Raw genomic sequence first — 13154 nt, 5'->3', positions numbered from 1 at the left:
ATTCCATCAGTAAAAATTGAGATTAATCCTATCAGGAATTGGCATAACGGCAAAATCTGCGGAGGCACTTTATCTTGATTTCGTTGCATTCCAGATGAGACCTCCAGGCTGGAGCTGTTTGGCTATACCTGCGCGTACTGACTGATCAATGGTCTGCTTGTAAGCCCGAGAAATTGCGTCACTGTCACCAGAAGTCTGCTGCTGAGTGTTCTGGTTATGAACGTTCACGGACGTTTGAACGGTTACGCCGCCAGTTGCCGAAGATTGCAGCCCATACATCGGGGCGCGGCCAACATAACCGCCGTTTGCATACCCCTGAGCTCCACGCATAAGCGCATACAGATTGCCGATACCCAGTGCACGGGTCGCTTCCTTCGTAAACACAAACTCACCGCCGTGTACAACGCCTTTCGGTTGGTATTTACCGCCATCTCCCGTGTAGCCGCCTCCATCAAAACCGGGGACCAAACCACCACCTGAGAAACCAAAGAACGCGCCGATACCGGTTCCACCAAACGCTGACTTCATTCCATTAACCAGAGCCAGTTGGGTCAGCATCTGGGCGATGCCCTTGAGGAAAGTAGAAAGGAAATCTGAGAAGTTAGATTTACCTGTGGTGAAGAAATCAGTCAGGGTGCTGGTCATGCCGGTGAACGCGTTACTAGTAACCGTCTGCACCTGGGAGTACACATTGGTCGCGCTGTCTTCGAAATCAACCCATCCCTTTTTCGCGCCGGTCAGCCAATCACCGCGTAGCTGATCCTCAGCATTATAGTAATCGTTAGCTGCCTTAAGCTGTTTCTGATATCCCTCTTCATCCAGCGAACCACCCGTATTTTTCCAGCCGGCGGCGAGCTGACTTTTTGCCAGCTCTCGCTGCGCCTGGCGGTCACTCATCCCCGCGCCACCCAGTAATGCGGCCTGTTTCTCAGCCATTTGCGTGACGTATTTCTGCGAGGTATCCATGCGCTTGTTCAGCAGTTCCTGCGCGGAAATCTGATCACCCAACAGGGCTTTCTGCCGCGCTAACTGTAGCACCTGGTCTTTACTCGCGAGCAGAGATTGCTCCTGCTTTGTCAGAGAGCGAGATCGGGAGGCCTCTTCCAGCACCTGAAATTTCGCTTCCGTAGTCCAAAGGGCTTTGCGCTGTTGGCTAATAGTATCGTTCAGCCCTTTATGCTGCTGCAGCGCGCGTAACTGTGCCTGAAGCGCCAGTAGCTCGGCCTGGGCAGCATCCGTACTGCGATCGCCAGCCGATAAAGTGCCCTGCTTTCCGGTTTTGGTCTTTTTACCAAAAGAAGCGACTCCTTCCCGATCCTTCTGGGTGGTTGCGGTACTTATCTTTCTGGTCGTATCGAGGTATTTACCTGCGCTGATATCAGCCGCATCCCAGTCTTTTTTCAGCTGAGAAACACTGTCTCCATAAGCACCGGCCATTTGTTCGTTATAGTCCTGCCATCCCTGCAAAGTATCCGTTTTCGCCCAGTCAGGAATGAGATTAATCGCAGCAGCGATAGAGGAAGAAATGATCTGGTTCAGTTTCTGGAAAACTATCGCAACGCTGTAATAAATTGCGTTGAATTCCTTCAGTGTGTTTGATGCCAGCTCAGCTACCCACTGACCGATATTCTGCATGGCCTCAGACGCCCAGTCTTTGATATCCAGCCACAGGCGACCAAACGGTGTCAGCGAGTCATAAGCCTGCTCTCCGCGTTCTGCCATCGTATCACCAAACAGGTCAATAGCCTGTGTAACGGCCGCGGTCTGGTCCTTCTGTTTCACCAGCTCATCAATATGCTTAAGCTGTGAAACAGTCAGGAAATTGTATTGTTCGTTTAGACTCTGAAGGGCTTTAACCGGATCCTTTTCTATATCCTGATATGCCTTGGTGATGTCCTGCGCCGAAACAATACCGGTTTGAACTGCAAGTGCCGTAGAGCCTGCCACTTTTTCAAGCTGCTGCTGTGTGAGCGATCCCATGCTAATCAGTTCAGTCATTAGACTCTGAACGGTTTCTACAGTAGCACCAGTAGAAGCAGCAATCGACTGGGAGGAAGCCATTACCTGGAGCGCTGACGTGCCAGCAATGTTGCCTGTCCTGATAATGGCCTTGTTAATTTCGTCGTAGGCGGTGAAGTAGTCCGCTCCCGCTTTTGCCGCAATCAGAACGGCACCAGCCAAGCCACCAATGGCCACTCGGGCAGGAGTCACCATCGACAACATCGCTTTCAGAGCATTGCCTACACCGCCAAACGAATCGCGCAGCTGGCCGCCCTGCTGAATGGCTACCATATAAACCGGCATACCGGACGCCAATGAAGTCACGATGTCGGTCATTTGCATCGGTAGATAACGCATCGCGTTGCGGTATTGCCCCGCGCTGATCGCTCCTGACTTCCAAGCTTCCTCCTGCTCTTTCAGTCGGGCGATCATCGGTGCAGCACGATCGGACACGCCAAGTTGGGATGCTTTTAGCTCTAACAATTCTACGCGCGTTTTTCCGATTGCTGTGACCTGCTCTTCCAGCGAATCGATAAAGGTCTTGCCCGCCGCAGCTGCACGCTGCGCTGCCTGTGCCTGTTTAATGCGAGCCCGCCCCTCTGCGGTCTCAGACTCCATGACCTGCGCCAGTTTAGCTCGGGTCGTCTCAAGCACGCTGTTGTAGCGAGTAAAGTCTTCATCCCCTAGCAGCCCTTTACCGCGAAACTTCGCCAGGCTCTCCTGGATAGTGTCCAGCTCATCCAGCGCCTTGTTTACCGGACTAATTTTATTCAGCAGGTTCTGCAGTTCCTGACGCTGCTGCTTCAGGCTTTCGCTGTTCTTCTTCTGGTTATCAATGCCGGTGCGGAACGTACTGTTCAGGTCATCCGCTTTACCTGCCGCGGCGGACGCGGTCTCCTGAAAGCGATCTAGTGCCTGGTTACCGCGCTCCAGCTCAGTGGTATTTACGCGCAGGGAAATCGTGGCGATGTCATTACTCATTCCGACCTCTCTTTATGCATAACTTTTAGTGCGGCGCTCTCCATGATTCGGATGTCCGAAAGCGCGGTTGCCTCGTCCTCAACGTGGTGCAGGCTCATCACCCAGGGCAGCACGTTATAATCAAGCCCTGATGCGCCTCCCATGCCCGTGCGCCACTGCGTGCTGACAGCCTGAAACACCAGGAATGAAGGCCATACATCTGGCCAGACGTCGATGTATTGATCGTCGTAGTCATCCGGCGAAAGACCATATGGCGCCAGGTCTGCCGGGGTGGGTTCAGGCGTATAGAACGCAGAGGCAACCGCTATCAGTTTTTTTCGCGCTGCCCCATCAGCTCGCGGTAGTAGGTTTCCGGGATTGCCTTCATTGCCGCCGGATAGTTTTCCAGCAGCACCGACAGGTTTTCCGCGTTGAATGCATCGGGAAGTGCCCAGCCAGAAATGATTTCCATCAGAAAATCAGTGGCGGTTTTGCCTTCGAGTTTTTCCAGGTCAGCCAGTTCTTTAAGTGGTTTGTGATTAAACGTGAACGTCAGCACGCCATCCTCATCGCCGGCTCGGGGGATCGAGACATTGGCCTTAAATGTTGGTTTGGGCTGAAAGGTGAATTTGGTCGCCATCGATACCTCTTAACAAAAAAAGCCTCCGTTATGGGAGGCATTGAATAGTGAAAGCTCTGACGGGTCAGGCGGCAGCGTCAGTCACCTTGTAGAACGTCATCGCCGGTGACTGCAGGTTCAGCACCACACTCACTGTCTCTACCTCGTTAACCGCAGTAGTTGGCGTATCGTCAAAGGACGCCGTGGCCGCCCAGTAACGGTTTTCCTTCGCCTTCGGCACGTACATGTAAGCCGCAACCGTCTCTTCGTCTTCGTCCAGTTGGCGCAGCAACGGATATACCGGGAGAGTTGAGTCGTGAGCGATCGAGTAGGTCTGGGAGACTGCGGATTTATAGGTATTCAGGTTGCGCTGGCGATCATCGCTGAGGAACTGAATCTGTGTAGTGTTCTGATCGCCACCTGATTTCGACACCTCAGTAATTTGCGGCAGCTCGGTCCATTCAAGCACCTTGCGGATCGAACCGGTACCGCCACCAGCGGCATATTTGTTTTTGTTGGTGGTATTGATGTTGCGAAGAGTTACGGCGCTTTCGGCAATCGCATCAATTTTTGCAATGACGTTATCAACACCGGACCAGTTGCAGTTCACATGAACAATATCACCCACCTTGAGTGCGTCCGCTTCACTCACGGTGATTACCATGTTTTCGGCGTTCGTCGCCCCGGTGAAAGAAATGGCTGGGCCATAGCCCGATGCCAGATAGACGTGGGCGCCATTAGGCAATGCAAAGCCCATATTGGTTACTCCTTTAGAAACGGGAAAACCGGCAAAGAGCCGGTCAGGTTTAGTAGGTTGTGAGGATTAGCTGGAGATATCAGCTCGATAATTGAGACTAACGGGAACGGTATAAGCGACAGATGTAGTGACCCCGCGGAAAACACCAGGCGTTTGATCTATCCAGCATGTAAAACCCCTGCCTTCAATCTCCTGCCCCTCGGGGAACAATTCAGCCACGCGATCAGCCAGGGCCACAACATCGCTACGGCCTGTGCCGGCTGGGGCCACAACGTTAATCTGGTATACACCTGAATAAATGCGGCAGCGCAATCCAAGGTCTACCGTACGCGGCGTGGCGGGCATGTCATGGACAGCAAGATAGAGCCCATCAGATGGCGGTGTGAAAGGCACGTTTTCCCATGCAACTGGGATCCCTTCAGCATCAGCCCACTCGCCGAGCCTGGCGGCCAGCGCCGCCGCGATATCGGGGATCATTTAGTCACCTCCCTTACTGCATCCTCAAAAAATCGCTGAAGCTCAGCAGCAGTAATGCGTACCATGCCTCCCGGAGCTTGGGAAGAGTGCCCCATCTCCAGTCGATACGCGTAAGGGACGTTGTTGCAGAAATAAATAGCCTTCATCCCGACTTTGAACAGCGACAGCGTGTAATTTCCTGCGGCTTTTGTCAGATTTCCGGTTTTATCGACACGTCCCGTTTCATCTGTGGTCGGTGCATCAAAAGACACCTGCCAGTTGCCCCGAAACCGTCCACCGGTATATCCGGGCGGCGCTTTGATATCCATCCCATCCACCAGTCGAGCCTTCTTCTTGAGTCGCCCGGTTTTAGTCAGATTATTAGGGTCCGATTTTTGCGCTTCGTTATGGTCGTATACCGCCTGATTGTAAGAGGCTGCCGTCTGGTTGATGCCCCAGAGTTCGGGGTTGCCGACAGGTGACATCATCACCAGTTGATTAAGGATCCGAATGCAGACAGCACGTACGACCTCTTCCTGATTCGCTTTGGCTTTGTCCACGAACGCGGTGATGGCAGCCATGAACGCCTTATTATCGTCCACGTTATGCCCTCAACTGAGCTTTGTAGCAGATCACCACAGGGCCCGGTTTCACGGGGTTGGCGTCCAACCACGCGGTGGCTTACGCCGTCCACGACGATCAGATCGCCGATTTTAATGTCCTTCGCAGCAGTGAAGACAATCCGTACATCGCCGTTTTCTATGACCGTTCCGTCAATTTCTCCAGGTACGTAATCCGTCTTCACTCCTGTGGCGGTGAACTGGATATCCTCGCAACGATGCTCCACACCACCGATGGTCGATTAACGCTGCCCTCGCGCGTGATGCGTCCGGATGCAATGCCGCTTCTGCTTGATGCAAATCGAGTCGTTGTCGCCTGCATTCGCCGATAGTTCGACTGGCCATTACGAGCGCTCCGCGAAACCATTGATCCGCATATCCCACGCCCACCAGCCAGGTCGCCGAGAATAGCCATTACCGCCGGGTAAGAAGGTGTAAACGCCTCACCATCGGCAACCGCATAGGTCATGGTAACGGCGCCTTCGACACGTTCGGTTTTAACCGCGGCCTCACGAACGCTTGAAAGCAAATCGCCATCAATTGCCTCGATAGCCAGCATGCATTGTGCGGTGATAACCTGCCGCGGCACCTGGTCGGGTGGGAAGTCGTGTCCATCCAGAATGACATTTGCGCGTGGCCAGGCCAGCGGCTGTCGAGGGTCTGCTTTGGAACCTACCCAATCAAGCCCTTCCAGGTAGTCCATTGACTTAATCAGCAAAGGTGTAATCTTGTCAGGCAGTTCAATGCCGCGTATTTCCGCAAATGACGCCAGTTCATCTTCGCTGGCGTAACTGTTAACGTCAGCGGCGGTGATATCGGTATTAATCATCTGAGCTTCCATAGAATGGGGCTTACGCCCCATCGGTTAGCCTGCAGCAGGTGCGGTGAAGGTGATTTTCTCACTGGATTTAGCAATACCATCAACAGTACCGGTGACGGTAAAGGTGCCTGCTGTATCAGAGGTGAGTTTGACTGGCGTCGCCCCACCAGCAGAACCGGTCTGAGAACTGGCCGTGCTTAGCGTACCGCCCGTTGAACTCCAGGCAACAGTTTTGCTGGAAAACACCTGCGCCATTTAGCGTGTACTTCAGGGAAATGGTGACCGCATCTGTGCTGTCAGCGGTTGCGGACGTTTTATCCGCTGACAGCGTTACTCCCCCACTGCGGATCCCAGCTTAATCAGCACGCCTGCCGTAGATTTGTTGCTGGTAAAGTGCTTCTTCCAGTTTCCCGCAGTTCCAATGGCGGTCAGGTCAGGGTTATCACCTTTTGCGGTATCCCAGCTGTAGCCCAGCAGTTTCTCAACGTTCACGGTACCTTCAGCGCGATAGCCAACCGCAAGGTTTTCCTGATCGTTGATATCGTAGGAACGGAATCCCGGCGCCTGAGACTCAGTGACTGTAACAGCCCCAGCCACCAGCCCGAAGGATCGCATCAGCGTCCATGGTGTCGGTCACCAGCACAGGTTTACCAAGCGTGCCCGGCTGCCCGCCGTAAACCACCACGCCTGCTTCTTCGTAGATTTTGTTGGCAATCGCCTCATCGACAATGTCGAAATAGGTCGCAGAGTGCATCACGAACAGAGCCACGCGGTTAAACTTGTCACCATATTTGCGCAGGCCACGCGTCAGGGTCTTTTTACCGTCGGTCTCAATGTCGGCAGTTACGACCATGTCGGTGTTAGCACCAATCGCCGCAGTCAGTGCTTTCAGGCCATATTTCACGTAGCCTTCCAGCGTGGCATCTGCCACATCAACGCCGATCACTTCGGGAGAATTCGTCGACAGAGCGGCCGCGGCGTTTGAATGCCTCTTCGGTGGTTTCATACGGGCCATATTTCCACGGTGCTTTGAGACGGATACGGATTCGCCGGCGCCAATCTTCTTGCCCGTCACTTTATCGGTGGAGTTCGTGTCACGCGATTCGATAGAACCGCCCACTTTGTAGAAGGCTCGCTTGCGGAAATCGCCTTCAATCAGCTCGTTATCCAGCAGGATCGCACCGTTGGAAGAGGCGTTGAAGATCGCGAGGTTATCCTGTCGTCGCTCAAGGAAAGCGGTCTGCGCCAGGTCGTCATAAATGATCAGGTCACTATTAACAGTGGTAGACATGGGTTAATCCCTTATTTTGGAAGTTTGAGGAAGGCCTGCTGGCCATGCTTGCGGATATAGTCCGCTTTGTCGCTGGCGCTCATTTCGGAACGTTTGAGGCTTCCACCACCGTTTGGTTTGTGTCCGCCCGCGCCGGTGCCTTCCGCGCGTGGGAACAGATGCGGAGCCGTCTCCTTAAAGAGACTCCGCCCACTCAAGCGGGCTTAGTGGGGTTTTGCCGTCTTTACCGAATAGAACATCGCCATTTGCATCAACTGCTACGGCCTCGCCTTCGTCGTTGAGCTGGAACGTGCCTTTGGCACGCAGAATCGGATCGTCCGCATGCACTTCCGGCAGCGCGCCAGCTTTTGAGTGGCTGCTGCACGGATTGCATCGCCCAGAACTCGATCCCGGAATTTGTTGGAGAACGCTTCGGCTTTGTCCGCGCGCTCGTTTGCGGCTTTAATTTGCTTGTCGACGTCAGCACGCAGACGCTCGGTGCGCTTATCGAGCACCTCATCGATTTTTCCGGCGGCAATCAGCTTTGCCTCTTCGTCGTCGGAAACACGCTGGAGAATGCCGCGCACAGCGTCTGGATCGATACCTTCAAAGCGGGACAGGTTTTCTTTCTGCTGCTTAATTGTGCCCAGCAGCTCAGAGTTTTTCGATTTCAGGCCAGTGACTTCGCTGGTCACACGCTCATCAATAAGCTTCTGGATTTCAGGGGTGATTTCGATACCACCGCCACCGCTGCCCTCGCCGCCGCTTTCTGGTGCATAGAATTTCAGAAGCATGTTTCGAATTAACATATTTTCCCCTCGGGATTTTGCCGGGCCTCGCCCATAAAAAAGCCCCGGCAGATGCCAGGGCGTGAAGTAAGAAGTGGTTGTTAGTTGTCAGTGCCTGAGAGCTGCTTCAAGCGTTCCAGGCTGATCCATTCGCCTTTGTCAGTGAACATATCAGCCAGGTTGATTTCACCGGCTCGGAACAGACGGCCACGCTCGGCACCCAAAACCTGATCCTGCCGTTGAGCTGGCTGACGCCCGAGCCATTCCAGATACGTGGTTTTAGCTGGCACCTGGCCATCCATGCTGGCACGAGTGCCCTCGTCCATCTCATCAATATCAATGCCGAGTTCGCGCCAGGACTTGAGAATCAGGGTTTCAGTAGAACGACAGCAGAAATGAATCTTCCCGGGTCCCTGCAGGTAAGGCACCTTATGCCCGACCGGTTTGTTATCCAGGGGTAACGCAGCAGGTCACGAATAATGCAGTCGTGGCTGGTTTTATTGTCCAGCGTAGACAGCCACTGTTTGCCTTTCACGATATCGCTATTGGCGCTGGTGAAGCTGTTGCGCGCTGTGGCAGCCAGATGATTCACAGCTGTTTTAGCGATGCTGGCGGCATTTGCCCTGCTCATCTGCAGCGCGCCGTCGCGATAGTCTTTGTTGGCGTGGCCACGAACATTGCGGGCTATAGTTTCTACCGTGTCGCCGGCAAGATAGCCCCTGCGGACGGCGTTCACGATACGCGCCAGCCTGTCCGATTCCAGATTATCCGCCCACTCACTCAGCAGCCGCCCCTGAAAGGGCTGCGCCATCGCCGCGGCATACACCATATCGGCGGTGATGCCCTGCAGCGGATAGTGAGACAAGACCTGTGATGGCAAAAGGGAATCGAACAGGCTCAGCTGATAACTGGCTTCGTTCTTTGCCAGCGCCACCAACTCAGTCCAGCCCTGCCTGCATGGTGGCTACGGCCTGATGGTTAAGATCGCGCACGCTGCCCAGTAAACTCTGCAGACGGCTAACGGTGAAGCTCTCAGGAGGCAATCTGTCCAGCGCATCCAGTAGACGTGCCAACAGGTCAGCATCCGTCTCGTTAAGCAACTTCACCATCCGGTTTGCCACGCCGGTGGCGTAGCGGCTTAACCAGACGGAATGTGCGATCGACTCATCGCGCAGACTTTCGTTAATGGTGGGCATATCAGCCTCCCGTCAACGTTGGTGCCTGATTGCGAAGTGCATCAATAACCTCGTCCGGACTGTCGGCCGGGTCAATGAGATCAAGCTTCTGCAGCGCGCGAATCATATCGCTATCGCGCAGCGCACCGGACTGCCAGGCATTGACGATTGCCGTCACCATGCCCGACCAGCAACCTTCGCGATGAATTCCTGATTGATGGTGTAACTCGTCGTTTCGCCCTTGATGCCGAGGTATTTCGCACACCAGCCAAGCGCCAGTGTATAGGCCTCAGAAACGTTTGAAACACAGATACCGAGCACTGATGTTGATGATGTTTGCTCACCGCTCGCCTGGGTTGCCGTCTTCGCCGTGGCGTTCTGCTCAATCAGTCGGGCGCCCAGCTGCACCATGTAATCGCGCTTACTGTCCATGGCCTCTTTAGCCAGCATGTTCGGCTGCGCCTGGGCATAGCCAAACGAGCCCTCCTTGGGAAGCAAAAGCGGTGATCGGGAACCAATTTTCACGCCCTTCTTCTCGAGGTGATCGCGCCAGCCGGTATCGAGCCCAGTCATGTACGGCTGCACCTGGCCACAGAACCACACGCTGTCTTCATAGTCAGCACTGTTACGGTAATGTCCGTGGTTTATCTCCACCAGCGCGGCCAGGGGTGAATCATCGATAGTGGGATCGTTGTTCTGAGCGCCGACAAAAGTGAACGGGATTTCGTCCCAGTAGTCCTTTCCTTTCGGCTTAGGGTGGTACTCACTATCAACGGTGTAGGTTCCGCTTGCGGTGCCACCAGCCCGGCGCCATACCCGGCAGATGAACCGCCCTTCTTCCAGCGCCAGCTCGCGGTACTGGATTTCATCCTTGTAAGCGTAACCATCCGGCTCTTCTACGCATTCGCGCAGCACCACCAGCACCAGTTGATCGCGCCCGTTAATGCGCTTTGTTCTCCAGTTGATGATGTTCTCTGCCGGATAGCGGAGAATGATCGCCTCATCGGAGGCTTCTGCATAGTCGACATAAAGCCCCTCTCGCGCGACCTCCAGCACGTTCTCAGCCACCAGCTGAGACTGCTGATAGATGCTGGTACCGGCCCCGTCAGCATTGTCCAGCAGGTATTTCAGCTTCTCAGGACCATTAAAGGTAGGATCCTTTCGATATGCCATGCCAAGCATGCCGATTTTCGTGTTGCCAGCAATTGAGTAGAACACCGCACGGCTTAGATAGTCCTCATTACGCTTACGGTTGCGCGTGGATTTATCAGTTGGGTCGAGATAAGGCAGGTACTTATTACCCGCTGCCTTTACCGCCTCAGATCCTTTGCAGAAGTCCCTGTATTTCCTCCAGGCAGCAGAAGCCGCCCGGTGTTCTGGTCGAACCCAGGTGATGTCGTCGTTTGCCATATCAGAAAGTGGTGTCCATGGTGATTGAGTATGCCGGTTTTACGATCGGGTAATCCTTCACGATGAAGTACCCACCAGCATCATTGGGGTGATCGTTATCTGCTGATTTGTCCGGTTCGCCATTTGCCGCCCAGATTTGCTGCTCGAGGCTTTCGGTGTAAACCGGGCAGTTCTGAACGTTAACCAGATAGCGGCGTTCACCGTTGGCATTGCAGAACATGGCGTTCATCGAGTTGATGCGGTCTTTAACCGGCGGGTTGGCGTCATCAACAATGACGCTGAATCCGGCATCGTTGAGCTGAGCAATATCGGTCTTGCTGGCGTTCTGGGACTTGCGGGAGTCGCCAGAGGCATCCGGATAGATGTAAATCTCCCGGCTTTTAACGTATCGGCCATCCTCGTAGCGCCAGAACTCTTCCTGGATACGCTTAATCATCGCTGGCGTGTCGTAGATCTTCACCAGCTCACGGACCGCGCGCGGCAGGCCATTACGCTTAACGTGAACAATCGCGGCCATTTTTCCAACGTTGAAGTCCATACCGATAAACAGCGGATCACCGTCCTGAATCTCGTCAGAACAGTTATTCAGCTTGCGGTTAAAGGTGTGGTAAATCGTCCCGCTGTTAAGGTTGGTGAACTTCCCGCGCAGATAGGCCTGAATCAGTTCGTCAGGGTAAGAACTAAGCAGCGATGGAATGTAATCAGGCGGTAGATTCTTCGCATTGTCGAATGTGCTGGCCTGAATCAGCCCATACAGGGCTGCCAGTTGGGGCTTTTCACGTACCGCCTTCACGAACTGCTGATAGACGAATTTGAAACCTTCCGGTGTGGTCGTTACATCGATGCCATTACGTAGCCCATCAACCTTGTAACGCATACGAGCGATGATTTTTCGCCAGGCCTGCTGCGCTTTAGCAGCCGCCATGACGTCCAGCTCATCAACCATCGCATTACCGATTTTAAAGCCGACTATTGAGCCTGGTTTCTCCATCGAGCGGCAGATAGTTGTCCCGCGGTACCGTCGCCCCTCATAGAAGTGAACCTCTTTGTTACCCTCGTTGATTTTGACGGTTAACCCCCAGTCGAAGGCCACCTCTTCAATCGTCGGGTAGAAGATGTCACGGATCTGCGGATATGTTGGCGCAAAATAGCCCTGGTTAATCTTCGGGTGCTCCCACATCCCTTTGCAGATGCCACCACACCCCACCCACGTCTTACCTGAACCGAACCCGGCAACATAGGCTTTGAATTTGTGCTGCATCGCGAGGAAGCGCGCCTGAGGAATGTTAAGTGTCGGGCTGATCCCCATCGTCTGCCCTCGCATCCACTACGTTGATATTGATCTGCACTGGGGTCGGTTCGTCATCATCACCATCACCGGCCAGCTCCTTGCGGAGTTTCTCGACCTCAAGCTGCCGGCGTTCGATTTCAATCTGCTGCAGGCGCTGCGCAAACTCGCTATCAGCCAGGCCAAGGCGTTTCATCACCGCTTCGAACATTTTTTCACGGCTGATGGCTGCGATTTCGACGCTATTTTTGCCAACCTTCACGCCTGAATAGGCGAGCCTGGAAGAGGCCGGGAGTTTGCGTGTATCAGGGAAGTAAGGCTGGCCAATGCCGTCACCATTACAGCGCGGGCATTCAGGGTTAGGTTCTCGGTTGTGATCGTAACCGTAGCCGCCAGTGTCCTCGGGTGGTCTTACACCCTCTTTGCCTTCAGTTTTTGCGAGTGCTTCGTCGAACTCAACTGCATCGCGCCACTGGTAGTGATGGCCAAAGCCCCAGCAATAACGACAAGCGCCGCGGCGATACTGCGAAAGCTGGTTTGCATCGAAGGTGGCAAGCTGCCACATCTGCGCGAGGACTTCATCGGCACTGCCAAGCGTGCGCGCAATCGAGGCTTTCTGCTGCTGCGCAATGGCTTGCGCAACTGAAGTTTTCTGAAGGAGTTGATAGCCGATTTGTTCAGCTGATTTTTTACTGTAGCCAGCCCGGATACCTGCCTGTGTGGCATTGCCATCCTTCAGGTACTCCGCGACAAATAAGCGCTGCTGAGCAGTAAGTCCATCATCATCCACCAGCTCTTTTGCGCTTTGTTCTTTCTGCGCAGTGCGCACTTTTTTTAGCGCAGGTTTTTGCGCAGAAGGTTTTTTGATATATCGACGGGCGGTAGCGTAGTTCAGTCCCTGCGCTTCACACCATTCCTTTGGTGATACGCCGGTTGCGGCATGTTCGGACAGGAACCGTTGCTGTAGCTCGCCCCAGTCCGGTTTTGCCA

11 protein-coding genes and 5 pseudogenes are annotated in these 13154 nt (G+C 54.1%); all 16 read right to left on the bottom strand.

The features are described from left to right. Positions 1-69: 69 nt before the first annotated feature. On the bottom strand, positions 70-2982 hold the full coding sequence (locus ACMGGX_RS19665) for a phage tail tape measure protein (protein ID WP_420298792.1): 2913 nt from the start codon (positions 2980-2982) through the stop codon (positions 70-72). Further along, positions 2979-3242, bottom strand: coding sequence for a DUF1799 domain-containing protein (locus ACMGGX_RS19660; RefSeq protein WP_370552061.1), 264 nt, complete (start codon positions 3240-3242; stop codon positions 2979-2981). The genes ACMGGX_RS19665 and ACMGGX_RS19660 overlap by 4 nt, the downstream gene beginning before the upstream one ends. 47 nt (positions 3243-3289) lie before the next feature. Then, positions 3290-3601, bottom strand: a complete 312-nt coding sequence (locus tag ACMGGX_RS19655) for a phage tail assembly chaperone (RefSeq protein ID WP_420298813.1) — start codon at positions 3599-3601, stop codon at positions 3290-3292. Positions 3602-3665: 64 nt separating this feature from the next. Further along, positions 3666-4337, bottom strand: a complete 672-nt coding sequence (locus ACMGGX_RS19650) for a phage tail protein (RefSeq protein WP_025913016.1) — start codon at positions 4335-4337, stop codon at positions 3666-3668. A gap of 66 nt (positions 4338-4403) precedes the next feature. Further along, on the bottom strand, positions 4404-4814 hold the full coding sequence (locus ACMGGX_RS19645) for a DUF4128 domain-containing protein (RefSeq protein WP_063944176.1): 411 nt from the start codon (positions 4812-4814) through the stop codon (positions 4404-4406). Beyond that, a complete protein-coding gene (locus ACMGGX_RS19640; protein ID WP_420298791.1) occupies positions 4811-5395 on the bottom strand; it encodes a hypothetical protein in 585 nt (194 codons plus the stop codon). Before ACMGGX_RS19640 ends, ACMGGX_RS19645 begins: the two co-directional genes overlap by 4 nt. A 1-nt stretch (position 5396) precedes the next feature. Continuing rightward, positions 5397-5780, bottom strand: a pseudogene (locus ACMGGX_RS19635) (hypothetical protein). A 72-nt stretch (positions 5781-5852) separates the two neighbouring features. Next, positions 5853-6242 (bottom strand): annotated as a pseudogene (locus ACMGGX_RS19630) (DnaT-like ssDNA-binding protein); the annotation flags it as partial. A gap of 36 nt (positions 6243-6278) precedes the next feature. After that, on the bottom strand, positions 6279-6488 hold the full coding sequence (locus tag ACMGGX_RS19625; protein WP_420298812.1) for a hypothetical protein: 210 nt from the start codon (positions 6486-6488) through the stop codon (positions 6279-6281). A gap of 75 nt (positions 6489-6563) precedes the next feature. Next, positions 6564-6848: a major capsid protein gene (locus ACMGGX_RS19620; RefSeq protein WP_420298811.1), complete on the bottom strand. Its 285-nt coding sequence runs from the start codon at positions 6846-6848 to the stop codon at positions 6564-6566. Beyond that, complete coding sequence (locus ACMGGX_RS19615) at positions 6805-7524, bottom strand: major capsid protein (RefSeq protein ID WP_420298810.1); 720 nt, start codon at positions 7522-7524, stop codon at positions 6805-6807. Before ACMGGX_RS19615 ends, ACMGGX_RS19620 begins: the two co-directional genes overlap by 44 nt. A gap of 11 nt (positions 7525-7535) precedes the next feature. Beyond that, positions 7536-8312 (bottom strand): annotated as a pseudogene (locus tag ACMGGX_RS19610) (hypothetical protein). An 80-nt stretch (positions 8313-8392) separates the two neighbouring features. Beyond that, positions 8393-9487 (bottom strand): annotated as a pseudogene (locus ACMGGX_RS19605) (phage minor head protein). Between the two features lies 1 nt (position 9488). Continuing rightward, positions 9489-10876: pseudogene (locus tag ACMGGX_RS19600) on the bottom strand (DUF4055 domain-containing protein). 1 nt (position 10877) lies between these two features. Further along, positions 10878-12185 carry a terminase large subunit domain-containing protein gene (locus ACMGGX_RS19595; protein ID WP_420298787.1) on the bottom strand — a complete coding sequence of 436 codons (1308 nt, stop codon included), beginning with the start codon at positions 12183-12185 and terminating at the stop codon, positions 10878-10880. Further along, positions 12163-13154: terminase small subunit (locus ACMGGX_RS19590; RefSeq protein ID WP_420298809.1), on the bottom strand; the 992-nt coding region annotated here is incomplete at its 5' end. The genes ACMGGX_RS19595 and ACMGGX_RS19590, both read right to left, overlap by 23 nt.

This window comes from Enterobacter sp. BNK-29, from assembly GCF_048684785.1.
In the GTDB taxonomy this organism is placed as follows: domain Bacteria; phylum Pseudomonadota; class Gammaproteobacteria; order Enterobacterales; family Enterobacteriaceae; genus Enterobacter; species Enterobacter cloacae_M.
The sequence above is the reverse complement of the archived record's forward strand: the minus strand, read 5'-3'. Positions and strand labels throughout refer to the sequence as shown.